General features: G+C 60.1%; 22 protein-coding genes, 2 tRNA genes and 2 rRNA genes. 12 read left to right on the forward strand and 14 right to left on the reverse strand.

What is annotated here, in order from left to right; genetic code table 11:
• Both RS9916_RS00005 and rrf read left to right on the forward strand, forming a co-directional pair.
• Positions 1-533, forward strand: a 23S ribosomal RNA gene (locus tag RS9916_RS00005); the annotation flags it as partial.
• Between the two features lie 109 nt (positions 534-642).
• A 5S ribosomal RNA gene (gene rrf / locus RS9916_RS00010) occupies positions 643-759 on the forward strand.
• Between the two features lie 207 nt (positions 760-966).
• Here rrf and mtnC read toward each other — a convergent pair.
• The 4 genes from mtnC to RS9916_RS00030 are packed head-to-tail and all read right to left on the reverse strand — an operon-like array spanning position 967 to position 3,442.
• The gene (gene mtnC / locus RS9916_RS00015) at positions 967-1,722 is read right to left on the reverse strand and encodes an acireductone synthase (protein ID WP_007097061.1); all 756 of its coding nucleotides are present in this window, start codon (positions 1,720-1,722) and stop codon (positions 967-969) included.
• Positions 1,722-2,330: a methylthioribulose 1-phosphate dehydratase gene (gene mtnB, locus RS9916_RS00020; protein ID WP_038022913.1), complete on the reverse strand. Its 609-nt coding sequence runs from the start codon at positions 2,328-2,330 to the stop codon at positions 1,722-1,724. The genes mtnC and mtnB overlap by 1 nt, the downstream gene beginning before the upstream one ends.
• 36 nt (positions 2,331-2,366) lie before the next feature.
• Positions 2,367-3,227, reverse strand: coding sequence for a DNA-formamidopyrimidine glycosylase (locus tag RS9916_RS00025; protein ID WP_038022916.1), 861 nt, complete (start codon positions 3,225-3,227; stop codon positions 2,367-2,369).
• 5 nt (positions 3,228-3,232) lie between these two features.
• Complete coding sequence (locus RS9916_RS00030) at positions 3,233-3,442, reverse strand: photosystem I reaction center subunit IV (RefSeq protein ID WP_007097064.1); 210 nt, start codon at positions 3,440-3,442, stop codon at positions 3,233-3,235.
• An 84-nt stretch (positions 3,443-3,526) separates the two neighbouring features.
• Here RS9916_RS00030 and RS9916_RS00035 point away from each other — a divergent pair, with 84 nt between their 5' ends.
• Positions 3,527-4,600, forward strand: coding sequence for a hypothetical protein (locus RS9916_RS00035; RefSeq protein ID WP_369791597.1), 1,074 nt, complete (start codon positions 3,527-3,529; stop codon positions 4,598-4,600).
• Between the two features lie 42 nt (positions 4,601-4,642).
• The gene (locus tag RS9916_RS00040; RefSeq protein WP_007097066.1) at positions 4,643-6,127 is read left to right on the forward strand and encodes an ATP-dependent DNA helicase RecQ; all 1,485 of its coding nucleotides are present in this window, start codon (positions 4,643-4,645) and stop codon (positions 6,125-6,127) included.
• Positions 6,128-6,137: 10 nt separating this feature from the next.
• On the opposite strand, the gene RS9916_RS00045 is transcribed toward RS9916_RS00040, so the two are convergent.
• Positions 6,138-7,223: a LysM peptidoglycan-binding domain-containing protein gene (locus RS9916_RS00045; RefSeq protein WP_038023879.1), complete on the reverse strand. Its 1,086-nt coding sequence runs from the start codon at positions 7,221-7,223 to the stop codon at positions 6,138-6,140.
• Positions 7,224-7,280: 57 nt separating this feature from the next.
• Complete coding sequence (locus RS9916_RS00050) at positions 7,281-8,699, reverse strand: aldehyde dehydrogenase family protein (RefSeq protein WP_007097068.1); 1,419 nt, start codon at positions 8,697-8,699, stop codon at positions 7,281-7,283.
• Positions 8,700-8,817: 118 nt separating this feature from the next.
• On the opposite strand from RS9916_RS00050, the gene RS9916_RS00055 reads away from it, so the two are divergent.
• Positions 8,818-10,509 (forward strand): alpha-amylase family protein, encoded by a 1,692-nt coding sequence (locus tag RS9916_RS00055; RefSeq protein ID WP_007097069.1) that lies wholly within the window; start codon positions 8,818-8,820, stop codon positions 10,507-10,509.
• On the opposite strand, the gene RS9916_RS00060 is transcribed toward RS9916_RS00055, so the two are convergent.
• The 7 genes from RS9916_RS00060 to RS9916_RS00090 form a co-directional block, all read right to left on the reverse strand.
• Entirely contained in the window at positions 10,493-12,067 is a 1,575-nt protein-coding gene (locus RS9916_RS00060) for a glycerol-3-phosphate dehydrogenase/oxidase (RefSeq protein ID WP_007097070.1), read from the reverse strand. The genes RS9916_RS00055 and RS9916_RS00060 overlap by 17 nt on opposite strands.
• Complete coding sequence (locus tag RS9916_RS00065) at positions 12,064-13,581, reverse strand: glycerol kinase (protein WP_038022920.1); 1,518 nt, start codon at positions 13,579-13,581, stop codon at positions 12,064-12,066. The genes RS9916_RS00060 and RS9916_RS00065 overlap by 4 nt, the downstream gene beginning before the upstream one ends.
• Positions 13,582-13,656: 75 nt before the next feature.
• A complete protein-coding gene (locus RS9916_RS13640; protein WP_038023884.1) occupies positions 13,657-14,526 on the reverse strand; it encodes a LysR substrate-binding domain-containing protein in 870 nt (289 codons plus the stop codon).
• A 77-nt stretch (positions 14,527-14,603) separates the two neighbouring features.
• Positions 14,604-16,658 (reverse strand): ATP-binding protein, encoded by a 2,055-nt coding sequence (locus tag RS9916_RS00075; protein ID WP_007097073.1) that lies wholly within the window; start codon positions 16,656-16,658, stop codon positions 14,604-14,606.
• Positions 16,658-17,212 (reverse strand): response regulator transcription factor, encoded by a 555-nt coding sequence (locus RS9916_RS00080; protein WP_232199478.1) that lies wholly within the window; start codon positions 17,210-17,212, stop codon positions 16,658-16,660. Before RS9916_RS00080 ends, RS9916_RS00075 begins: the two co-directional genes overlap by 1 nt.
• A gap of 214 nt (positions 17,213-17,426) precedes the next feature.
• Positions 17,427-17,498 (reverse strand) — tRNA-Thr (locus RS9916_RS00085).
• A gap of 10 nt (positions 17,499-17,508) precedes the next feature.
• Positions 17,509-17,590, reverse strand: a tRNA-Tyr gene (locus tag RS9916_RS00090).
• A gap of 109 nt (positions 17,591-17,699) precedes the next feature.
• Here RS9916_RS00090 and aroQ point away from each other — a divergent pair.
• From aroQ to RS9916_RS00120, 6 genes are all read left to right on the forward strand, one after another.
• Positions 17,700-18,152 carry a type II 3-dehydroquinate dehydratase gene (gene aroQ / locus RS9916_RS00095; RefSeq protein WP_007097075.1) on the forward strand — a complete coding sequence of 151 codons (453 nt, stop codon included), beginning with the start codon at positions 17,700-17,702 and terminating at the stop codon, positions 18,150-18,152.
• The gene (locus RS9916_RS00100; RefSeq protein ID WP_007097076.1) at positions 18,152-18,814 is read left to right on the forward strand and encodes a tRNA-(ms[2]io[6]A)-hydroxylase; all 663 of its coding nucleotides are present in this window, start codon (positions 18,152-18,154) and stop codon (positions 18,812-18,814) included. The genes aroQ and RS9916_RS00100 overlap by 1 nt, the downstream gene beginning before the upstream one ends.
• Positions 18,815-18,920: 106 nt before the next feature.
• The gene (gene grrP, locus RS9916_RS00105) at positions 18,921-19,823 is read left to right on the forward strand and encodes an extracellular substrate binding-like orphan protein GrrP (protein ID WP_007097077.1); all 903 of its coding nucleotides are present in this window, start codon (positions 18,921-18,923) and stop codon (positions 19,821-19,823) included.
• 51 nt (positions 19,824-19,874) lie between these two features.
• Positions 19,875-20,186: a GrrA/OscA1 family cyclophane-containing rSAM-modified RiPP gene (grrA, locus tag RS9916_RS00110; protein WP_071961536.1), complete on the forward strand. Its 312-nt coding sequence runs from the start codon at positions 19,875-19,877 to the stop codon at positions 20,184-20,186.
• Complete coding sequence (gene grrM / locus RS9916_RS00115) at positions 20,183-21,331, forward strand: cyclophane-forming radical SAM/SPASM peptide maturase GrrM/OscB (RefSeq protein ID WP_007097079.1); 1,149 nt, start codon at positions 20,183-20,185, stop codon at positions 21,329-21,331. Before grrA ends, grrM begins: the two co-directional genes overlap by 4 nt.
• A 115-nt stretch (positions 21,332-21,446) precedes the next feature.
• Complete coding sequence (locus RS9916_RS00120) at positions 21,447-21,680, forward strand: hypothetical protein (protein WP_007097080.1); 234 nt, start codon at positions 21,447-21,449, stop codon at positions 21,678-21,680.
• A gap of 26 nt (positions 21,681-21,706) precedes the next feature.
• Here the strand turns inward: RS9916_RS00120 and RS9916_RS00125 are convergent, their stop codons facing one another.
• Entirely contained in the window at positions 21,707-22,252 is a 546-nt protein-coding gene (locus RS9916_RS00125; protein WP_038022926.1) for an acireductone dioxygenase, read from the reverse strand.
• A gap of 125 nt (positions 22,253-22,377) precedes the next feature.
• On the opposite strand from RS9916_RS00125, the gene cobI reads away from it, so the two are divergent.
• The gene (cobI, locus tag RS9916_RS00130; RefSeq protein ID WP_038023891.1) at positions 22,378-23,088 is read left to right on the forward strand and encodes a precorrin-2 C(20)-methyltransferase; all 711 of its coding nucleotides are present in this window, start codon (positions 22,378-22,380) and stop codon (positions 23,086-23,088) included.
• Positions 23,089-23,090: the final 2 nt, after the last annotated feature.

Below are 23,090 nucleotides of genomic sequence, written 5' to 3' on the forward strand. Positions count from 1 at the left end.
ACAGGGACGAAAGTCGGCTTTAGTGATCCGACGGTTCTGAGTGGAAGGGCCGTCGCTCAACGGATAAAAGTTACTCTAGGGATAACAGGCTGATCTCCCCCAAGAGTTCACATCGACGGGGAGGTTTGGCACCTCGATGTCGGCTCATCGCAACCTGGGGCTGAAGTCGGTCCCAAGGGTTGGGCTGTTCGCCCATTAAAGCGGTACGCGAGCTGGGTTCAGAACGTCGTGAGACAGTTCGGTCCATATCCGGTGTATGCGTAGGAATATTGAGAGGATTTCTCCCTAGTACGAGAGGACCGGGAGGAACGCACCTCTGGTGTACCAGTTATCGTGCCAACGGTAAACGCTGGGTAGCCATGTGCGGAGTGGATAACCGCTGAAAGCATCTAAGTGGGAAGCCCACCTCAAGATGAGTATTCCCATGGGGTAACCCAGTAAGGTCACGGGAAGAACACCCGTTGATAGGCTCTATGTGGAAGTCCAGTAATGGATGCAGCAGAGGAGTACTAATAGACCGAGGGCTTGACCAACATTTTGGTTCTTGCCTTGAAACAAGCTTGATTCTTTTCTAGATGAGATCACGCAAGTGATCAAAACCTATGCAGTTCTCAGGGTTCATCCTTGAGAATTGAGACCTATCCTGGTGTCCATAGCGCTGTGGCACCACTCCGATCCATCTCGAACTCGGTTGTGAAACGCAGCAGCGGTGACGATATTTGGGGGGTAGCCCCCTGAGAAAATAACTCGATGCCAGGTAAAACTCAATTTTCAATCTGAAGAAGGTGATGGCAGTGGTGTTGACACCCTCCATCGCCTCTTCTGAGAAGAAAGCCGCTCCGTCCGGGGCGGCTTTTTTTGTGCTCGCTTTCAGATCGAGATGTGGGGGGGTGGCAGAGAATTAGAGGGTTGCTGCTTGAGGGATTGCGCTGCGCGGCAAGCAGCAGCCATCGCTGATTGGTGGCTCTAGGTTTCTCGATTGGCTTTGATCATGTCGAGAACTTGGTGCAGCGAGGTGATTACCATGTGGTGCCCGGGTGATTGATCGGGGTTTCCATCTCGCAGGCTGAAAATCGTGTTCATCCCTGCCTCTTCAGCTGCGTCGCATTCGGCTTTGTTATCGCTGATGAATGCGATGTTTCGGGCTGGTGTATTGACTTCTCTGGCGATGGATTGATAGGACTGGCTTTCCTTTTTGGGGCCCGTTCGTGTATCAAACCAGGCGCTGAAGAGATGCCTCACGTCCCCTCCTGGAGTGTGCTGATAGAGCAGTTGTTGTGCAGCCACGCTTCCTGAGGAATACACGGCGAGCTTGTATCCGGCAGATGCCCATTCGTGAAGCGCAGCCAGCGCTTCTGGGTAAAGCTCACTTTGAATAGATCCAAGGTCGTATCCCTGCTTCCAGATCCGGCCTTGAAGATCTTTGAGCGTGGTTGATTTTCTGTCAATTGAGATCAGATGCTGGAGGTAGCCATGGATGCCTTCATTGCCATGATCTTCGGCTTCTGTGGTGCCATCTTTCAGCATTGCCTGGCTTTTCGGATCGGGGTCGACGCGCCATTCATTCCAGGCATCCTTGATGAGTTGGCGCACCTCATCGTCGCTGTCGTTTAAGTCGAGGTAGGCCTTGAGCTGTCTCTTGGCATATGGGAAAAGCACACTTGAAACAAATGTGATCGGGCATGTTGTCCCTTCGATATCAAGCAGCAGGTGGGTAATCATTAGCGGATTCCGAGAAGTTGTTGTTTCCAGTGCAGTTCGAGAAGGAATTCCAGAATTTCCACATGGCGTCGGGCCTCCTGTAGCGAGTCACCCCAGGCGTAGAGGCCATGCCCTGCCACAAGTAGTCCATGGGGGGCTTGTTTGAGGAGTGGTTCTGCAGTCGAAGACAGCCTTTCGAGATCCTGATCGTTCGCAATGATTGGAAGGTTGATTTGCGTCTCGTGGGTGGTCACTCCACGCAATCCTTTCAGCATTTCCCATCCCTCCATCGTGATGCTTCCCCGCTCGCAGGCTTGTTTGGAGAGCAGCGTGGCATTGGTGGAGTGGGTGTGCAGTACTGCACCGCTGCCGCAGATCTCCACAATTTTCAGGTGCATGAGTGTCTCTGCGCTTGCGCGTCCTTCGCCCCGCACGACTTTGGCCTGATTATTGACTTCGATCAGCATCTCCACGCTGACCTTCCCTTTGTCGACACCACTGGGTGCCATCAACAGGGTGAGGGGCGATTGTTGCGTCACCAGGCTGAAGTTCCCGCCTGTGCCGTCGCACCACCCGCGTCGGTGTAAGTCCCCAATCGTTTCGACAAGGTCCTCTGCAGGCGTAGTCAATCGATCGAGAGTGTCTTGTTCTGTCTTAGCCGATCTTCAGCGCTGGCAATTGGGGCACCAATGGGTGCTGCGTCCGGCCAACTTGTCGCGAACGATCGGGGTTCCGCATGCGAGGCAAGGAGATCCTGTGCGTCGGTAAACGGAGGCCTGACCTCCGTAGTTACCATTGACCCCTTCAAGATCTCTGAAGTCGCTGAAGGTGGTTCCTCCTGCGCCAATGCTTTTCTGAAGCACATCCACCAAACAGGCGCAGAGCTCGTTGAGTTGCGCCAGCTTCAGCTGCCCAGCTGCCGTGTGAGGTGCAATGCCGGCAGCAAACAGGCTTTCATCGGCATAGATGTTGCCGGCACCTGCGACAAGGCTTTGGTCCAGTAAAGCTGCCTTGATGGAGCGTTTGCTGTTTTTCAATCGCTGCTTCAGGTAGCCCCCGTTGAAGTCGTCGCTGAAGGGTTCTGGACCCAGTTTTTTTAGGCCAGTGATGACCGACTCCAGTGGATCGCCAGGTGGGACCCACCACATCTCGCCGAAGCTGCGCATATCGATGAAGCGCAGTTCTCTTCCTTCAGGATCCCAGAAGCGCACCCGGGTGTGGCGGCAGGGCTCTGTTGCATCGTCCAGCCAGAGAAACTGCCCTGTCATGCGCAAGTGGACACCCCAATGGCCACGTTCCGCGTCCTGCTGGTGATCGGGGCTGTCGTGGAGGTCGGCGAAAAGGTATTTGCCACGCCTGTGCCATTGTCCGACCCAAGTCCCTCTTAAGGCCTGAGTAAACAAAGAAGATCCTCCGGGACTGGCAATTGCCCTGTCCCGGAGGATCTCAACGTCGTGAATCTGGAAACTTGAGAGACGGTCTGCCAATCCTCGGCGGACCGTCTCGACTTCAGGCAGTTCTGGCAAGGACCTCAGGCCTTTTCCAGCTCTGATTCAGCGAAGTTGTTGGTGTTGATGCCACCTTCGGATCCAGAGATGCCGTTGTAGTTCACCTTTTCGAAGCGAACAACGACTGGATAACGGATGCCAGACGTGTCAATGGAAGCGACTTTGCCCACTTCGTTGTACCAGTAGGACTCGGGGCGCTTGATGCGCACCATGTCACCGCGTGAGATCGCCATCGCTGCGGAGGATTGGGGATGCATTGGGAGCGTATCCCCGGGTGGGTCGCCTGAGACGTGGAGCGTCACACAATGTCGTTCGCCATGGCAGCATCCATCCCCGTCTTGCTTGCTGCCGTGAGTTCCAGCCTCAGCCCTGAGCCCCCCCTGCTTCAGCTGGATCTGCCGGATCCTGAGCGTGATGACATCAGCACGATGGAGTTCCTCGCCCAGCTGGAGCAGGCCTGGGCCGTTTGTGATCGTTTTGACCTGCAGACCGAGATCCTGCGTGGTCGCATTCTGAAAGCAGTACGGGATCGGGAGAAACGCGGTGGAGAAGGACGAGGTGCTGGTTTCCTTCAGTGGCTGCGTGAGAGGGAGATCAGTAAAACCCGGGCCTACAGCCTGATCCAGTTGGCTGAATCGGCGGAGGATCTGGTCGGCGGTGGAATGCTCGAGGAGAGCAGTGTCAACCACTTCTCCAAACGAGCATTCCTGGAGACGGCCCAGGCCGATCCCGAGGTTCAGCTGATGATTTCAGAAGCTGCCAATGAAGGTCAGGAGATCACGCGCAAACAGGTTCGTCGTCTCACCGACGAATTCACTGCGGCCACCAGTCCCTTGTTGCCCGAGGAAATCAGGCAGCGCACTCAGGAAAATCTGCTTCCCCCCAAGGTCGTAGCACCGTTGGTGAAGGAGTTGGCCAAGTTGCCAGAGCCCCAGCAAGAGGATCTCCGCAAAGTGCTTCGGGATGAGCCGGAAATCGATCGCATCAAAGATGTGACGAGTACGGCGCGATGGATCACCAAGGCCACAGAGAGTGGTGTGGCGGTTCGGGCTTTTCAGCAGGGTGAACTGGATCTAGAGAAAGCCATGCAGGAGGCTCAGCGTCTCGATGCCCTTGGGCTGCTGGCTGACGCCGTAGGTCAGGCGCAGGCGCTGGAGTCTGCAGTGCTGAAACTGCACACCTCCTGGCGTCGTCTGGGTGGCTTGCAGGAACGACTTTGGGTGGAGAGCGGCAGCAGCACTCCTTACTTGCGTGATGTGCTCTCAGCCCTTCAGAGCTTGAGTGGGGCCACGATGCGGGTGTCCCTCGGTGAACTTGCTGGTGGTAAGAGGGTGCGTTTGCAGCTGGTCGAGGAGTCTCCAGATCAACTGGAGTCCCCTTTGCTCCCCTAGATCTGGTGGTCGTTAAAGTAGAGCCCCCAGCGCTGGTGTGGTTTGGATCCGCTACTAGCGCTGCTTCAAGAGCACTACGGCTGGGATGACTTTCGTTCTGGGCAACGACCGGTCATTGAGGCGTTGCTCGAAGGGCGCGATGCCTTAGCCGTTTTGCCCACTGGGGGTGGCAAGTCGCTTTGCTATCAGCTCCCTGCCTTGATAAGGCAGGGATTGGTGCTTGTGGTGTCGCCGTTGGTGGCACTGATGGAAGATCAGGTGCGACAGCTTCGTGCCCGAGAGATTCCCGCTGCCTGCCTGCATGCCGGCATGACTCCCGAAGACCGCCAGAAGGTGTGGCGTCTTTTGGCTGAGGGCAGCCTGCGCTTGCTTTATCTGGCTCCGGAACGGCTGCAGTCGCCCCAGGTTCGCGATCTCATTCTCAGTGCGCACACTCTCGGCCGTTTGGTGGCCCTGGCAGTGGATGAAGCCCACTGCATCAGTGCTTGGGGGCATGATTTCCGCCCTGACTATCGCCGGCTCGGAGAGGTGCGTGCTCTCTGCCCAGGGGTGCCCGTGGTTGCTCTCAGCGCCACTGCTGCGCCAAGGGTGCGGGCCGACATCCTCAGGTTGCTGGACCTGCACTCCCCCTTGGTTCAGGTGTGTTCTGCGCAGCGCGACAACCTGCACTACGTGATGCATCGCCGACCCAAGGACCCCTTGGCTCAGGTGCTCAAAGCGGTGAAGCAATCCCGTGGAGCGTCGTTGATCTATGCCCGTACACGCCGATCGGTCGAGCACTGGGCGGAGCGACTGGACGCCAATGGGGTGGAGGCGATCCCGTATCACGCTGGTCTTGATCCAGAGCTGCGACAGCAGGCGCTTTGCCACTTCCTGGAAGCGGAGCGCCCGGTGCTCGTCGCCACGGTGGCCTTCGGAATGGGCGTTGACCGCGGCGATGTGGGGCTCGTTCTCCATCTCGATCTGCCTGCAACACCGGAGGGCTATCTCCAGGAATCCGGACGCGCCGGGCGAGATGGTTTGCCGGCGCAATGCATCGTGTTCTTTTCCCCTCGCGATCGCACCAGCCTGGGCTGGGCGATGCAGGCTTCACTGCGACGTCACATCCAACCCGAGCAGGAAGAGGAAGAACGGCGGCGGGTGGAGCTTGCGCAGCAGCAGCTTCGCCGGATGGAAGCGGTGGCTGAGGGTGAAATGTGTCGCCAGCAGGCTCTTCTTCTTGCTGTGGGGGAACTTGCGCCACCTTGCGGACGCTGTGACCGCTGTCAGGGGCAACTCCACCGTGAGGATTGGTCAGAACCGGCGCTCACGTTGCTTCAAGCCCTCGAGGAGGACCACGGCACCGATGCCCGCAGCTTGAGCGACAGCCTGGCTGCGGTCGAGCCACTTCGTTGGGGTTGGCTGATGCGACGGATGGTGCAAGAGGAGCTGATTCAAGAAACCAATGACGGCTCCCAGAGACTGTTCTTGCGAGACAGCGGGCGACGCTTTCTCAAGCAGCCCTGGCCGTTGCACTACGCGGCCTGACTGCAGGCGATCAGTTCGTTGCGCCTGCGCAACGATCCTTGATCAGGTCCTGCTCGTAGCCGTTCTGCGGGTCGTTCCAGGTTTTCCATGAGCCATTGGCCCCGGTCACGTTGATCTTGCGTGCTCCACAGTTCACAGCGATGTACAGGGGTTGTCCATCGGCATTCAGCGTGGGTGCCACTTCGCTGCCAGCCATGGTTTGCCAGTTCCCCCAGTCGACTTTGAGCGGTCCGTAGCTACGCCAGTCGGCCGTTTTCGGCGCCACCGATGTGGTGGTTTTGGTCGAGGCCGTGGCCACCACGGTGGGCTTGTCTGTTTTGGGTTTGACGCTGGTGGTCGGTTTGGGTTTTGTGGTGCTTGCAGGGCTGCTCGTGGATGTGACCGTTGTTGCCGGCTTGCTGGAGCTCTCTGCAGCAGGTGTGGGTGTTTGCTCTGACACTGCTGGCTGGCTGGTCTGCACCGGCTCCGCCACTGACTGCGTGGCGAGCACAGGTTGTGTGTTTGCGGCAGGGCGACGCAGCAACAATTTCGTGCCCACGGTCACCTTGTTGGGATCGCCGAGGCTGTTGATGTCCACCAGGGAGGTGACTGAAACCTCATAGGCCTTGGCGATCTGGGTCAGCGTCTGACCGCGGGCAACGGTGTGGCTGGTGGCATTGGGGCTTGCATTGATCGGCACAGGCTTGGTCTTGGTGGCCTGGGCACGCTTGGGTTGGGGCAGCACCGCATTGCTGGGGAGGCGCAGGGTCTGACCCAGTTCCACATGGTTGGCGTCGCGCAGATTGTTCACTGCGATCAGGGACCTTTCGCTCACCCGGTAGAGGCTCGCGATGGCGCTGAGGCTGTCGCCACTCACCACGACGTGCCGTCCGCGACCTGGAGTGAATCTGGGCCCGGGAAGGCGAAGGGTCTGCCCCACTTCGACGTGATTGGAATCACGCAGTTGATTCAGACGCATCAGCGTTCCCACAGATACGCCGTAGCGATCGGCGATGTCGGAGAGGGTGTCTCCGGGGCGCACCGTCACCGAGCCGCAGATGGCCTGAAGCGGCATCAGGGCCGATAGGGCCAGGGCTGCGATCAGGGCTTGGCGCATCTGCTGTTTATCCTCTGGGCGAACCATAAGGTGCCTGGGCTTTAGCGCCAGTCCTGATCAGCCCAGTAATCGCCTCATCCAGTCGAGACTGAGGCGATAGGGCGGATAACGCAAGCGCAAATCCAGAGCAAACGGCCGCCTGAGGACGGAGCGCTCATGGCTGAAGGTGCTGAATCCAGCTTCACCGTGATAGCTGCCCATGCCACTGGGGCCGACTCCGCCAAAGGGCAGATCGGGGATGCCCACATGCATCACCACGTCGTTGAAGCAGACGCCACCCGAGCTGGTGCCCATCAGGAGTTGTTGCTGCTGTGCAGCAGTGCCCCCGAAGAGATAGAGAGCCAGGGGCTTGGGTCGGCTGCGGATCTGCTCCATCGCCATGGCCAGATCCTCGACTTCGATCATGGGCAGCAAAGGACCGAAGAGTTCGTCCCGCATCAGGGGGTCGTCAGAACGGTCGACGGCCAGCACGGTGGGGGCGATTTGCCGCTTTGTCGCGTCGCACTCCCCACCGATTAGCACTTGCTCCTGGGCTTGGGCCCCTTGGAGCAATCCCTCCAGGCGCTGGTATTGCCGGACGTTAATAATCCGTCCCAGGTCGGGGGAGTTGAGGGGGGTGTCGCCGTAAAGCTCGCTGCGGGCCACCTTCAGGGCTTCCAGCAGGGGATTGCGTAGATCCCTTTCCACGAGCAGGTAGTCGGGAGCGATGCAGGTCTGGCCGGCGTTCAGGCCTTTGCCCCAGATCAGCCGTCGCGCGGTCACGGCCAGATCAGCGCCTGCCAGAACGACAGCCGGGCTCTTCCCTCCCAGCTCCAGCGTCACAGGGGTGAGGTGACGGGCGGCCCCGGCTAACACCTTGCTGCCGATGCTTCCCCCACCGGTGAAGAAGATGTGGTCATAGCCCTGGTCCACCAAGGCAGCGGCGGTGCCACCGTCACCTTGCACCACCTGCACCACATCGCTATTGAAGGTCTTCTGCAGCAACCGTTCGATCAGTGCCGCGGTTGCCGGTGCATGTTCCGACGGTTTGACCACGGCGGTGTTCCCTGCCGCCAGGGCGCTGATCAGTGGTTGGAGTGTGAGGTGAAAGGGGTAATTCCAGGGGCCAATGATCAACACACACCCGAGGGGTTCCCGAATCACCTCGGCTTGCCCCGGTTGCAGGGGAAGGGGAACGGTCACCTTGCGGGGACGCATCCAGCGGCGCAGCAGGCGATCGCAGAGTTTCAGTTCCTGACGCAGAGCCAGCACCTCCACCATCCCTTCCGTTGGTGGTTTGCCCAGGTCGGCGTGCAGTGCATCAAGGATGTCGTCTTGATGTTGATCAAGCAGCTGGCGCATCGCCTTCAGTTGTTGGCGGCGCCAGGGCTCTGCGCGGGTTTCACCACGAGCCACCGGTGCCCGCAGACGCTCGACATTCGGCAGGCCGTTGCCGTTGTTCTCTGTGGTGTCAGCAGGCGCTGAAAGGAGCGTCATTGGCGTGGCTGCGGAGTGTGGGGCACGGTGCCGCCATGCTGCCAATCCATCCCCGCATGCGGGGGATGACGTCGCCTGATTTCAGGTCTAGCAATGGGGTCGGCTCACGCTTGATGCCATGCAGCAGCCCTGGTGGAACGGCGCAGTGATCTATGAGTTGATCGTGCGCAGTTATGCCGACGGCAATGGCGACGGCGTCGGTGATTTTCAGGGGTTAACGGCGCGGCTTCCCTATTTGCGCTGGTTGGGGGTGGAAGCGGTCTGGTTGACACCGATCTACCCCTCACCTCTGCAGGACGGCGGATACGACATCACCGACTTTCAGGGGATTCACCCCGACCTCGGCGACCTGGCCGCCTTTCATCGCTTTCGCACCGCGGCCCACAAGCACGGCATCAAGGTGATTCTGGATCTGGTCCTGAATCACACCAGCACCCTGCATCCCTGGTTTCAGCGGGCACGTTGGGCTCCGAAACACAGTCCGGAGCGCGATGTGTACGTCTGGAGTGATGACCCCAATCGCTACAGCGAAGCACCGGTGCTGTTTCGCCATTTCGAGGCGTCGAACTGGGAATGGGATGAGGTCGCTCAGCAGTACTACCTGCACCGCTTTTTGCGCCATCAGCCGGATCTCAATTACGAGAACCCCTTAGTGCAAGAGGCCATGCTCGAGGTGGTCGATGTGTGGATCGAGCGCGGCGTCGATGGCTTCCGCTTGGATGCCATTCCGTTTCTGTTTGAAGAAGAGGGGTCCCGTTGCGAGGGGCTGCCGGCGACCCACGCGTTTCTCCAACGGTTGCGTCAGCGGGTGGAGGCCCATGGTCGGGACGTGCTGCTGTTGGCGGAAGCGATCCAGCCGGTGGAAGAAGCCGCCCCATACCTCGATGATTCCGAGCTGCACGGCGCGTTCAATTTCGTGCTCACGGCCCATCTGTTTGCCGCCATCGCCAGCGGTCGCGTGGCGGGCCTGCGCCAATGCCTGGCCGAGGCGAAGGCTGCGGTGCCGGGCTGTCGTTGGGCACTTCCCTTGCGCAACCATGACGAGCTCTGGCTCGGCGATGGTCACCTGGTTAGCGATGCAGTGGTCCAGACCATCCGGGCCGGCCTGCATCAGGGGCATGGGCACTGGCTCAACTGGGGGATCAACCGCCGCTTGGCCCCCTTGCTGAATGGTGACCCCGGCTCCAATCGGGTGCTGCACGCCTTGATCTACAGCTTGCCGGGCATGCCTTGCCTCTATTACGGCGATGAACTGGGCATGGGTGATTGGCCGGGTCTGCGTGACCGTGATCCCAATCGCACGCCGATGGCCTGGACGCCTGCTCGTAATGGGGGGTTCTCGACTGCTCCGGATCCATTGCTCGTTCTGCCGTCCATCACCGCTCCCGGCTACGACTACCGGGTGGTGAACGTGGAAGTGCAGAAACAGCTGCAGGGGTCCTTGCTCAACTGGCACCGCCGCATGCTCACCTGCAGGCGCCTCTTGCCGGCTCTGCGCCATGGCGACTTCGAATTGCTGGAGTGCAGCCATCCAGCGGTCATTGTTTATGTGCGCACCAGTGAATCGATGACCGTGCTGGTGGCGGCCAACCTCTCGGCAGCCGGTGCTTCGCTGCGTTTGGATCTGAGCCGATGGAAAGGGGAACGCACCCGGGAAGTGCTGTGGGGTTGTGAATTTCCCCCGGCAGACCATGACTGGTTTGTCTACCTCCCAGCCCATGGCTTCAGTTGGTGGCTGATCGGCGAGGTGGATGCGGAGCTCGATGACCAGGCTGCCCAGAGATCCCGGCCCGTTACAGCGCCAGATTGAGCCGATCGGCTCCAGCCGGAGTGGTGTCTTGATGCTCCTCGAGTAAGTCATTCACCAGAGGCACCAGGCGTTCCGCATCACCCTGATCCACCATGGCCAGTCGGCAGCGGCGGGCCAGCACTGCGGTGACGCTCCGGGCGTGTTCAGCCTTCACCGCGTGGCGAAGCTCGCCGCGGCAGATCGGGATCACGTCACTCAGAGGGACCCGTTCGTCAGCAGTCCAGCGGCTCACCAGGGTTGCGGCGCGGACGCCGAAGTTGCCCTGCAGATGTCGGATCTGGGCGCCCCGTTGGGGAGTGGCTGGCAAGAGGGTGTGGAGTTCCTGTTGTTGCTGCTGCAGTTGATCCCTGGTGTGATCAGGGGTGTCGGCTGCGCCAAGCAGGGGAAGGGGCTTGGGGGACGGGAGCGGTCGCCCTAACTGATCTGCCACGGCGTCAAGGGTGTCGAGGGCCATGGGTCTGCAGGTGGTCCATTTGCCTCCCATCACGCTCACCAGGCCACAAGGCAAGGTCTCCACCTCGTGTTCCCTCACCACCCGGCTGCTGTCGCGTTCCGCTCCGGCAGGCTTCAGCAGGGGGCGCCCCCCCGCCCAGCTGCTGCCCACATCCAAATCGCTGAGCTGGGGGAACCAGCGACGGACGTAAGCAAGCAAATAGTCCCGCTCGTCCTGGGAGGGCGTTGCTGCTGCTGTGAGGGAACAGGCGGTGTCCGTGGTTCCCACGAGCGTGCGCCCGAAGAACGGCAGCATGAACAACACCCGACCGTCATCGGTGGAGGGCAGCAGCAGACCGACTCCAGCCGGGCAGAGGTTGGCCCGCAGCACTAGATGCACGCCGCGGCTGGTGAGCATGCGATCGGGCACGTCGGGATCCGCCATCTGACGGATGCTGTCGGCTTGGATCCCTGTGGCGTTGACCACTGCCCTGGCTGTCCAGCGCTGCTCCTGGCCGTCGGCGTTCATGCTGATGGCACCGTTGATGCGCCCCGATCCGTCTTTGGTGAGGCTGGTGACGCGACAGCCTGGAAGGATCTGGGCGCCGGCCTGTTCTGCTGTGAGGGCAAGCAGCAGGTTGAGGCGTGCATCGTCAAATTGCCCATCGCTGTAGGCCACGCCACCGTTCAGCCCCGGTTTGATCTGAGGTAAGGCCTGATGCAGCTGGGTTTTGGAGAGCCATCGACTGGACCCGATGCTGGTCTGACCCGCTAAAGCGTCGTAGACCCCAAGCCCCATCCGGTAGTAGAGCTGACCGATCAGCCCGTTGGTGGGTAACGCCAGTTCCAGCCGTTGGGCGAGAAAGGGGGCTTGCCGCAGCCAGTGGCCCCGTTCCAGCAGGGCTTCCCGCACCAGGCGCAGCTGGGCAGGGTCTGCTGTTTTGAAGGCGAGCTCGAGGTAACGCACGCCGCCGTGCAGCAGCTTGGTGCTGCGGCAACTGGTGCCACAGCTGAGGTCAGACCCTTCCAGCAGCGCCACGCTCAGGCCGCGGCGTGCTGCTTCATAGGTCACGCTGGCACCACTGGCGCCGCCACCGATCACCAGCAGATCAAGGGGTTCGCTCATGCCTGGTCGCCGTCACTCCAGTGCAGGCTGCGCTTCACAGCGTTGTCCCATCGCGATTGCCAACGCTGCCGTTGGCCGGCATCCATGGTGGGTGTGAACAGTTCGGCTCCCTGGCTGCGGGTTGCCACCAGGTCCTGGAGGTCATCGATCACTCCGGCTTGCACCCCGGCCAGTAGGGCCACTCCCCGGGCCGTGCTTTCCAGGTTGGCGGGTCGCCTCACCTGCAGGCCTGTGCTGTTGGCTTGGGCTTCGAGTAGCGGATTGGAAGCGGCAGCTCCTCCATCCACGGCCAGCTCTCCCAGGCTGTGGCCGATGGCCTGCTCTGCCAGGCACACCAGGTTGGCGACGGAGAGAGCAATGCCCTCCAGTGCTGCCCGGGCGATGTGACCTCGGCTGCTGTCGCGGGTGAGACCAATCAGCAAGCCGCGGGCACTGGGGTCCCAGTGGGGGGTGCCCCAACCGGTGAAGGCCGGCACCAGCATGACGCCCCCGGAGGAGTTGACGCTCTCAGCGAGGTCATTGATCTCCGCGGCGTTGTTGATCAGTCCCAGGCCATCCCGCAGCCACTGCACCACCGTGCCGGCATTGAAAAGGCTGCCCTCCAGGCAGTAGGTCGGATTGCCTTTGGCATCCGTCCACCCCAGAGTGGTGAGCAGCCCGTCATCGGAGCGGCGCAGCTCGGTACCGGTGTTCACGACCAAAAAAGCACCTGTTCCGTAGGTGCATTTCGCTTCTCCCGGCTTGAGGCAAAGCTGCCCGAGGGTGGCAGCCTGCTGATCTCCCAACAGTGCCCTGATGGGCACTCCGGCGAAGGGCAGGTCTGGGGCGATCACCCCGAAGTCTCCGCGGCAGGGCACCAGTTCCGGCAGAGCGGAGTGCGGCAGACCGATCTGCTCGCAGAAGCGATCCACCCATTGCCGCTTTTCCAGATCCATGAGCAGGGTGCGGCTGGCATTGCTCATGTCGGAGCAGTGGCGCTGACCGGCGGTGAGCTTCCAGAGCAACCAGCTTTCGACCGTGCCAAAGCAGAGGTCATCGTGTTCTGCAGCGGCTGTCGCTGCAGCTTCATGGCCCAGCAGCCATTGGACTTTGCTGGCGCTGAAATAGGGATCCAACAGCAGCCCCGTGCGCTGCCGCCAATCGGCCTCGAGCCCCTGGGCCTTCCACTGCTGGCAAAGGTCGGCCGTACGTCCGTCTTGCCACACCAGAGCTGGTCCGCAGGGGATCCCGTCACTGCGGCGCCACAACACTGTGGTTTCACGTTGGTTGGTAATGCCACAGCCAACAATGTTCTTCCGCTGTTCCGGCGTCAGGCGGGCTTCCAGCTGGGCCATCGCCTGCCGCTGGCTGCCCCAGATCGCTTCAGGATCCTGCTCAACCCAGCCATCGGCTGGGTAGTGGATGGCCAGCGGCGCTGAGGCCTGGGCGATCAACCGACCTTGGTTGTCAAATAAGGCCGCGCGCGAACTGCTGGTGCCCTGATCCAGGGCCAGGAGAAGAGGCGTTGCTGCCATGGCCACACTGTTTTTTCAGTGTTAGCCGTGAACGCGGCGTCTGCAAGCGTTCAGCCGTTCAATGGTTTGGCTTGTTCACGCCAGCATCTGGATATCGGGATACAGCTTTCGAGCCTCCTGCAATGTCTGTCGCAGCCTGGTTTCCAAGTGGCGGATGGCGGGCCGATCGGCATGGTCTTGGAGCACGATCAGGGCGACCCCGGTCACTGCGTTGAGATTCAGGGGCAGGGGCACCAACGCGGGCTGTTCAGGTTGGCTGGTCAAGACTGAGCCGATGTGCACCCGAAATGAGACCCCGTGGGGCCCGTCGTCTTGCGGTGCTTCTCGGTTCTGCCCCCGGCGCGCCGGCGGCCAAACTCCGTGAGCTTTCAAGAGCTGCTCAGTGCCGGGATAGGCCCCTGGTTTGATCCGTTGCCAGGGATAGCGTCTGATTCGCTCCAGACTCAGATCTCTCTGGTGCAGCAGCGGATGCTCGGGCGCCACCATCAGACGCACGGGCAGCGCGCACAGGGGCTGGATGCTGAGACTGGGATCTGGGCTCGGGATGTCAGGAAGCGGGCAGAGCCAGGCATCCACGATGCGTTCGCGCAGGAGCTCCAGGCAGCGGGATTGGCCGACAGGCTTGCAAGCACCCGATCGCCACCCTGGGGGAGGGGGTGTGCAGAGCAGGCCATCCATCCACCCATTCCCCTCGAGCCGGAGAGGAGCCTGCCCAGCAAACCGAGCGGCCTGGTGCACTTCCCGTTCCAGGTTCAGCAGCTCAGTGCTGCCTTGGAGGGCCCAGGTACCCCTCTGTTTACGCAGGGTCAGTCCGAAGGTGCGGGCGCACTTTTTCTGGTTGCGGCTAACGGTGGTTTGGTGTTGCTGAAAGGTCTCGCCCACCTGCTTTCCGGCCTGAAGCCACAGCAGGCCATCCAAGCTGGAAAGAAGGTCGAGACTGACCACCACACGTCAGCGCAGACCCACCGATTGTCTGAAGTCCGGGGACTTTGCTCAATCCCCAGAACTGGGTAGGCAGGCAATCAAGTGCGGGATTTGGGCAGGTTGATGCGTGCCTTCAGACCGCCCCACGCATTGGTTGTGAGCGTGAGTTCACCTTGGTGACTCTCCACAGCTGTTCGCACGATGAACAGCCCCAGCCCACTGCCATCAGGCTTGCTGGTGGACAGTGGCATCGAACCCAGTAAGTCTTGGGACAGTCCTGGACCGTTGTCATCGACATCGATCGTCCACTGAGCGTCCTGCTCGTTCAGTGTGATCTTCACCGAGGGAGGTGGAGCGTTCTCGCTGCGGGTTTGACCAGCAAGGGCATCAAGCCCGTTTTTGAGCAGGTTGATCAGGGCGACCTGGAGTTGCACCGCATCGCCTTCAATCACCGGCTGAACGCCTGGGCTGGTGTTTGAAGCATGGGTTGCAATCCAGTTGCCGTTGCGGTGATTGGATCGCACATAGCGGATGCTGTTGTCGATGACTTGCTGCAGGTCCACTGGCCCAAGGTTGGTTTGGGCATTGCGGAGTAGGGAACGCATTTTTTCCGTGATCGTGGCGATCCGTTCTGTCTGCGCATTGAGCGTGGTGAGGCCTTCGTTCAGAGCGGGAGAGCTTTGGCCTGGGTCTTGCCGTTTGAGTGTGTTCAGCAGTGACTGGGCGGTGAGGCGAACGATGCTCAGAGGTTGGTTGATCTCGTGACCGATGGCCGCAGCTTCCAGGCTGATTTTGAGTTTTTGGCTGATATCTTTCAGCTCCCGTTCGTCTTTCTCTCGAAGGGTCTGGGTGAGTCTGTTGAAGGCTTGCACCAAGGCCTGGATGGCTTTGTTGAGGCCAGCAATTTCTTCAGTGCTGGATGCTGGAAGTGTGCAGGCGTAGCTGACAGGCGTGGCAAACTCTCGTTTTTGGGCTTCTTCTTCAATCTGCACTTCCGTGCTTTTGCTGGCCGATGTGAGGGCCGTTAGAGGAGTCAGGATCCCCTTGATCAGTCGCCTGTTGATTGCCAAGGCAAGGCCAATGGCGGCCAGACTGGTGATCACACTTAAGTAGAGGATCAGCTCGGAGGCGCGCCATTCTTCGTCGGCAGGGATGGCTGTGAGCAGATGCCAAGTGAGGCCGTAATTGTCGCCCCATGGTGTGGAATTGATCAGATAGTGCTGGTCGTCGAGTTCAATGACTCTTGGGCTGGTGTTGTTCAGGCTTTGCTTGGCGCCTTGCTGCGTTGCGATGTTGGCCTCACGGAACTGGGTGTGCAGCTCAGTGGCCAAAGGAAGGGTGATGTCTTTGAGGTTGGCGCGTTGGGGCTGATCGCCTTTGCCGATCAGCAGGGTGTTGGCTTGGGAGCTGGCGACGAGGTCGCCATTGGCTTCCACGATCAGTGCGAGTCCCTGCTGATTTTCCCAGGTGTCCTGCAGCCAGGTGCTGAGTTGGTTGATGACCATGTCAACGCCAACGACGCCTAGCAACTTGTTTGACTTGTTGTAGATCGGTGCGTTGTAAGAGATGGAAAACACATCGGGTTGATCTTCCCAGGCATAAATGCTGCTCCAGCTGGGTTGTCCCGCTTTGACGGTGTCCACATACCAGGCCTCTTCATGGGATGTGCTCATTCCGGGAATGGCATCGGTCTTGGCAAGGCGTTGGCCGTTCGCATCCATGGAATACACCTGCATCGTGCCCCGCCCGAAACGTTGGCTGTCTTCGTTGTGGGCAAAACGGTCGGGGGATAACTTCTCAATGCCGAGAAAGGATCCATCCGTGCTTCCGTAGTTGATGTAATCAACAGGAAAGGATTTCAGTTGTCGCCAGAAACGGTGTGAAAGCCGGTCAAAGTCGTTGAGGAGATTGGGGTCGGCAGACACTGCTGCGACATTCAGGTCATTAATGATGGTGGGATAACTGAGCTTTCGGCTCAGTTGTTCTGCCACGCGCACCACGGGCACAGTGGCGCGATGCGCTTCAATCTGCTGGAAGCCGCTGTTGCGTCCCAGGCTGAAACTCAGGGCGCTCAGGGATCCGGCCACGAGAACCAATTGCAGGCCTGTGGTGCGGCTGAGTTTGGCCGCCAGCGATGGTTTGGAGCGGGCCATTAGTCGATCTTTTGCAGATGGTGTTGGATGGCCGCGGCGCGAATCAGTTCCGCTCCACTGAGATTGAGTTGCTGGCTAATGGCCTTGCGGTGGGTTTCCACCGTGGACAGTGCGCTCCCCAGAAGTTTGGCGATTTCTTTGCTGCTTTTGCCTTCCCCGATTAAGTCGTAAATCTCCTTTTGCCGAGCGGTAAGGCCCAGATGGGCTGGTTTGATTAGGGTTGTGAGGCATTGGCGAAGGGCCTCGAAAGCATCGGTTTTGTCAATCACTGCGCGAACGGAAGATTGCAGTGCTGGCGGACAGACAAAGTCTTGGGCCGCGCCGGACAGAACGATGAGTTGGAGGTTGGGGTGTTGTTCGACGAGCAGTTGCCCGAGGTCGCAGCCATCACCATCGGGAAGCCGTAGATCAAGGATGGCCAGATCCAGCGGCAGAGCCTTGCTGCTCGCGAGGGCGGTGCTGATGCAGTCGGCTTTCGTGACCTGCTCCACCTCGGGAAAGCTTTCCACCACGGAGCCCAGAAGATCCAGGAGAATCGTCTGGTCTTCCACCACCAGGCAATGCATTCATTTGCTGTCCTGTTGTCTGGAAATTAATGGTTGGTTAGCGCTTTGGCTCTGACTTTGAAGGGATGTTGCCTGCTTTGAAAACGTAATTCTTCAATCAAAGCTGGCCTAACAGGTGCCGCAATATTCACTTCCATCAAAAAATTGAGATATCTTGGCTGATGATCTCAATCAACATTCCCGGTGCCGGGGAATGGAAAAGAGCCCTTGACGAGACTTGAACTCGTGACCTCTCCCTTACCAAGGGAGTGCTCTACCGCTGAGCTACAAGGGCATGTGGAGGATGGGCCGGGTTGGATTTGAACCAACGTAGGCAGAGCCAGCGGATTTACAGTCCGCCCCCATTAACCACTCGGGCACCGACCCGAACCACACCCCAAGAATTTACCAGCCGGTCTCCCCCTCCTTCGCGATCCAGAGCCCCATGGCTTGTTCTCGATACGATCGGTTTCTGAATTAGTCCGTGAATGGGGCCATGCGCCTGCTGTTGCTCAATGGCCCGAACCTCAACCTCCTCGGGCAGCGGGAACCTGGCCTTTATGGCAGTGCAACCCTCGCTCAGATTGAGGCTGACCTTCAGGAGCAGGCCCGTGGCTTAGGCGTCTCGCTGGACTGTTTTCAAAGCAATTTCGAAGGGGCGCTGGTGGATCGTGTCCATCAGGCCATGGGGCAAGTGGACGGGATCCTGATCAATGCGGGGGCCTACACCCACACCTCCATTGCCTTGCGTGATGCTCTTTTGGGCGTGGCGATTCCTTACCTGGAACTGCATCTGAGCAACACCCATGCTCGTGAACCGTTCCGGCATCACTCTTATCTGGCTGACCGGGCCATCGGAGTGATCTGTGGTTTCGGCGCTGATAGCTATCGCCTGGCGCTCGATGGCTTGGTCCACCACTTGAAGGGTCGCGCCGAGGCAGCGGGCTGATGGTGGTTGTTTCTCCGATGCCTGCAGAAGGCCAGTGTCTTGAGAAATCGGTGGCCAGCATCCGTTGGCTGGCGGCACCCACCAGCGCCTCTTGGGTGGAGCAAGCCAATGCGCACCCCATCGAGGTGTTGATTGATCACGCCCACTGCGAGCGCAAGGCCGCGGGGGCAGCTGTTCAGTTGATGTTTCGCTACCTCTGCGAGCCAGGTTTAGGCGAAGCCCTGAGTCCCTTGGCTCGGGAGGAGCTGGAGCATTTCGAGCAAGTGCTGGAGGTTTTGAAAGCCAGGGGCCGTTACCTCGAACCGCTCCCTTCCCCTGGCTACGGCGCGTTGCTGGCCAAGCAGGTGCGTCGTGCGGAGCCGCAGCGGATGCTCGATTCTTTCCTGGTGGCCGGTCTGATTGAGGCGCGCAGTCACGAGCGCATGGCCTTATTGGCCGAACACAGTCCAGACCCTGAGCTGCGCAGCCTCTACGGCGCGTTGCTGGCCAGCGAAGCCCGTCATTTCGGGCTTTATTGGGTGTTGTGCGAACAGCGCTGGGATCGTTCGGTGATCGTGCCGCGTTTGGAAGAGCTGGCTGATGTGGAAGCCGACATTTTGAGCGGCGATCTGGAACGCCCGGAAGACGTACGGATGCATTCCGTCGGGGTGTCGCGCGGCTGATCGGCTGGGGTGATCCCGATCGTGCCGGTTCAAGCCAGGGCTGTGGTCTCTTTGTCTCGTTCTGCCTAGAGGTGTGGTTCGTCGAACCCCACAGGACCGTCACACCATGAGTTTGCGTAAGAGGGCCTCTTGTGCACTGCTTGCTCTGTCGGCCATCGGTTTGGTGGCCTGCCAGAAGCCGGCTGAAAAACCGGAGTCGTCGTCGGCCAATGCCTTTGAAACCGGCACGTTGCGTGCTGTGGTGATCGGGAGCGCTTTGCCGATGGTGGAGAAATCCGGAAGCTCCTACGACGGTTTGTCGTTCGTGGTGCTCGAGGCGATCCGTGATCAGATGAAGTGGGCTCCCCAGGCGAAGGCCGATCAATTCAGTATTGAGCCCGTGGCGGTGAGCTCCCCCCGTGAGGGGCTCGACAAGATCCGCTCGGGTGAGGCAGACATCGCCTGTGGTGTTGCCTTCAGCTGGGAGCGCCAACGAACGCTTGATTTCACGATCCCCTTCGCCAACGGTGGCGTGCGGGTGCTGGCACCCAAAGGCACGGATGGCACTCCAGACGGCCTCAAGGGCAAGACCATCGGTGTGGTGCAGAACAGCGTCGCTGCAGATGTGCTCGCCGCTTCGATCGACGATGCCCAATTCAAGTTCTTTGAGGGGCATGAACAGGCCTTGGCTGCTCTCAAGGGAGAAGAGATCACCGTTTTGGGTGGGGACAGCCTTTGGCTGAAGGCGAACCGCGCGGCCACGGCTCCGGATGCCGTGCTTGTTCCGGATCGGCCCTATGCACGTTCGGGTGTCGGCTGCGTGGTGGGTGATGCCACGCCTCATCTGCTCAATGTCAGCAATTTGGCGATCGGGCGTCTGCTGTCGGGCTATGTCGCCAACGACCCTGCTGTACGTTCTGAAATCAACCGGTGGATCGGCAGCGGCAGTGCCGTGGGTCTGAAGGATGACCAGATCAGCACCTTCTTCCGCATGGTGCTCGGGACGACTGCTCAGCTCAGTGCGAAGTGAGGCCCTGTGGGTCTCCCCCTCGTTTCGTTGTTTTCTACCTGAATGCCTGCCATGAACAAAACAACACTCCTCACAGTTGCTGCGGCTTTGGCCGCTAGCTCCGTGCTTTGTGAATCAAGCCGCGCTGCGGTTCATCGTCAGCCCGATGGCGCCAATGCTCTCGAGCAACGCATCGAAAGGCTCAATCCTGAAGCTTGGGCAGCCTTGGATCCTGCGTTGCCGCAGGCTCCTGATCTCTTGGCGCGTGCTTGGGGGAATGGTGGAGGCCGTGCTTGGGGCAACGGGCGTGGTCGTGGTTTTGCAAATGGTGGCGGTCGCCGTGGTTTTGGGAATGCTTATCGGGGAGGGTTCGCGAATTGGTGAGCTGCGCTGATTTCGGTCCCATTGGCCTGGTGGTGATCCAGGCCACGTCGCTCTGCAATCTCGATTGCAGTTACTGCTATCTGCCGGATCGCCAAAAGCGCCGGCAGTTTGATCTTGATCAGCTGCCGCTGCTGCTCAACCGGATCTACGAGAGCCCCTATTGGGGGCCTCAACTGTCGATCCTCTGGCATGCCGGAGAACCCCTCACCCTTCCCTGTGGGTTCTACGACGAAGCGACCCGTCGCCTCCAGGACCACACGCGGGAACTCCAGCAGCAGGGCGTGGCGATCGAACAGCATGTGCAGACCAATGCCACCTTGATCAACGATGAATGGGCGGAGTGCTTCAAGCGCAACCGCATCGTGGTCGGCGTGAGTGTGGATGGCCCCGAGGCGCTCCACGATGTCCATCGTCGTTTCCGCAATGGCCGTGGGTCACATGCCCACACCATGCGTGGCATTCGCACGCTCCAGGCCCATGGGATTCCATTCCATGCCATTGCTGTGCTCACGGAAGAGGCATTGGGACAACCCGAGGTGATGTATGCCTTCCTTCGCGATGAAGGCATCCATCAGATCGGCTTCAACGTCGAGGAGCAGGAGGGTGTGAATGCCCGCTCGTCCATGCAGGGGCTCCAGCGTGAGATGCAATACCGAGCGTTTCTGCGCCGCTTCTGGGAGTGCAATCAGCGCGATGGCTTCCCGATTCAGTTGCGGGAATTCAGCCAGGTGCTGGAGATGATCGACTGCGGCCAGCGTCTGCGCCAGAACGAGATGAATCGGCCGTATTCCATTCTCAGCGTGGATGCGGCGGGCAATTTCTCCACCTTTGACCCAGAGCTGTTGTCGGTGGAAACCGAACGATATGGGTTGTTCAACCTGGGCAACCTGCGCGATTTGTCCTTGGAGGAGGCGACCCGCACCGATGCTTTCCTCAGGCTGCAGCACGACATGGAGGCGGGCATGGAGCAGTGCAAGGCGCAGTGCGACTACTACGGGTTCTGTGGTGGCGGCACGGGCAGCAACAAATACTGGGAGCACGGGACTCTCAATGCCAGTGAGACCTGTGCCTGTCGCTTCGCGACCCAGATCCCTGTCGATGTGTTGTTAGAGCAGCTCGAGACCCGTTCGCTGGAGGCGAGCTGATTTCCACGGTGTCAGCCGTTACGGAATCGCAGGAAAAGTCCAAAAGAAGTCCAAAGAGATCGACCAGGGTTTTGTGGGCGGTTTTATAATTGACCCAGTCATTGGTCGTTTGACGATGGTTGATCCTGTTGTGGCCGTTGCCGATTCCCTGCAGGCTCTTCGGAATGGCACCACCGATGACCAGTGGGACCTCCTCAAGGCCAATCCACTGGTGAAAGATCTGTTGCGTAAATGCTCCGATCTGGAAGCTGCACTGCTGGTTGGTGATGGTGTGCCTCAGGATCAACGCAGCGCCAGACCCATCGTCTTTCAGTCTGTGGTTGACGCCCATCTGCTGTTGGCCGCCTGAGGCGGCCCAGTTGTTCCGCGTTTGGCTTAGTCCAGCCGCGGGAAATGGTCAGCGATGGCATCGCCGCTGAACCGTGCCACCCAGCCTTCGGGATTGTTGAAGAAGCGGATTGCGCAGAAATTGGGTGCGCTGCCCATGTCGAACCAATGCTTCGTGCCGGCTGGCACGGCAATCCAGTCGCCGGCCTGACAAAGCACCTGAAGCACTTCATCGTTGATGTGCAGGCAGAACAGGCCCTGCCCCTCCACGAAAAACCGTACTTCGTCCTCGTCGTGGGTGTGTTCGCTGAGGAACTTTTCTCGTAGCGCCACGCGATCGGGATGGTCTGGTGTCATGCGAATGGCGTCCACCGTCGGGTAAGTCCCCTTGGCCTGCACACGGGCCACCTCATTGGCGTAGGCCTTGAGAATGCTGTGTTGATCGGCCTCTGGCTCCAGGGTCTGGCGTGCTGGCCAGCGTTCAAAGCGGATGCCGCGTTGCAGCAGTTCGTGCTTGATTACACGGGGCTCCTGGCTGTCGAGCCGAGGTGGTGCCTTTGGATCGGTTGCTGACTGGATTCGGAGATGGCTCATGCCGGCTCTGGCAGTGCATTCAGTCTCGCGCTGCACCGGGCTGACTTAGAACAACCCCAGTTGCCTCTAGGGGTCTGAGCTATACCCCCGCATCAAATCCGGCCCCTTCCCCCTCGTTGGTGCTGATCGGTGTCGGCCCCGGTGATCCGGAGCTGCTCACGTTGAAGGCCCACCGCTGCCTGAGGGCTGCCGAGGTGGTCGCTTACCCGGTGGCCCGGCTTGATGCCACAGGCATGGCCGCGGCCATTGTGGAGCCCTTTTTGGATCCAGCCCAGCGCCGTCTTCCCCTGGTTTTTCCCATGGTGACGGAGCCCGAGCCACTCCTGGAGGCCTGGCGTGCTGCCGCCGCAACCCTGGCCCATGAGGTGCAGCAAGGTCGGCGCGTGGTGTTTCTCTGCGAGGGCGATGTGTCGCTGTTCGCCACGGGCAGTTATGTGTTGTTGGCTTTGCAGCGCCACCACGCCGAGCTGGCCGTGGAGGTGATCCCTGGGATTTCGTCGGTGGCTGCGGCGGCTGCCGCAGGCGCCTGGCCTCTCGCGTTTCAGAAGGAGGGGTTGTTGATTCGCCCCTGCCCTGAGACGCCGGAGGCCATGGAAGCCCTCTTGGCCTTGGCCAAGGCCAGTGGAACTGTTCTGGCTCTTCTCAAGCTTGGTGTTCGCTGGCACTGGATTCAGCCCTTGCTGCAGGCCCGTGGTCTGTTGGATGACGCCTTGTTCGCCGAGAGGGTGGGGTGGCCAGATCAACGGGTGATGCCGGCGGCTGCCGTGCAGGCTGGGGAGCGACCCTATTTCTCGTTGCTGCTGGTCCGTCAGGGCACCAGTGCCGTTTTGCCGTAAGA

Source organism: Synechococcus sp. RS9916 (genome assembly GCF_000153825.1).
Classification (GTDB): domain Bacteria; phylum Cyanobacteriota; class Cyanobacteriia; order PCC-6307; family Cyanobiaceae; genus Synechococcus_C.

Bases quoted from the DNA above. Each gene is read 5' to 3' on its own strand.
- RS9916_RS00030 (WP_007097064.1), bottom strand. From the start codon at position 3,442: ATGGCGATCTCACGCGGTGACATGGTGCGCATCAAGCGCCCCGAGTCC.
- RS9916_RS00120 (WP_007097080.1), top strand. From the start codon at position 21,447: ATGGTTGATCCTGTTGTGGCCGTTGCCGATTCCCTGCAGGCTCTTCGG.
- RS9916_RS00065 (WP_038022920.1), bottom strand. From the start codon at position 13,581: ATGGCAGCAACGCCTCTTCTCCTGGCCCTGGATCAGGGCACCAGCAGT.
- RS9916_RS00060 (WP_007097070.1), bottom strand. From the start codon at position 12,067: ATGAGCGAACCCCTTGATCTGCTGGTGATCGGTGGCGGCGCCAGTGGT.
- RS9916_RS00125 (WP_038022926.1), bottom strand. From the start codon at position 22,252: ATGAGCCATCTCCGAATCCAGTCAGCAACCGATCCAAAGGCACCACCT.
- aroQ (WP_007097075.1), top strand. From the start codon at position 17,700: ATGCGCCTGCTGTTGCTCAATGGCCCGAACCTCAACCTCCTCGGGCAG.
- RS9916_RS00035 (WP_369791597.1), top strand. From the start codon at position 3,527: ATGGCAGCATCCATCCCCGTCTTGCTTGCTGCCGTGAGTTCCAGCCTC.
- grrA (WP_071961536.1), top strand. From the start codon at position 19,875: ATGAACAAAACAACACTCCTCACAGTTGCTGCGGCTTTGGCCGCTAGC.
- RS9916_RS00055 (WP_007097069.1), top strand. From the start codon at position 8,818: ATGCAGCAGCCCTGGTGGAACGGCGCAGTGATCTATGAGTTGATCGTG.
- mtnC (WP_007097061.1), bottom strand. From the start codon at position 1,722: ATGATTACCCACCTGCTGCTTGATATCGAAGGGACAACATGCCCGATC.
- RS9916_RS00050 (WP_007097068.1), bottom strand. From the start codon at position 8,699: ATGACGCTCCTTTCAGCGCCTGCTGACACCACAGAGAACAACGGCAAC.
- grrP (WP_007097077.1), top strand. From the start codon at position 18,921: ATGAGTTTGCGTAAGAGGGCCTCTTGTGCACTGCTTGCTCTGTCGGCC.
- RS9916_RS00075 (WP_007097073.1), bottom strand. From the start codon at position 16,658: ATGGCCCGCTCCAAACCATCGCTGGCGGCCAAACTCAGCCGCACCACA.
- RS9916_RS00045 (WP_038023879.1), bottom strand. From the start codon at position 7,223: ATGCGCCAAGCCCTGATCGCAGCCCTGGCCCTATCGGCCCTGATGCCG.
- RS9916_RS00100 (WP_007097076.1), top strand. From the start codon at position 18,152: ATGGTGGTTGTTTCTCCGATGCCTGCAGAAGGCCAGTGTCTTGAGAAA.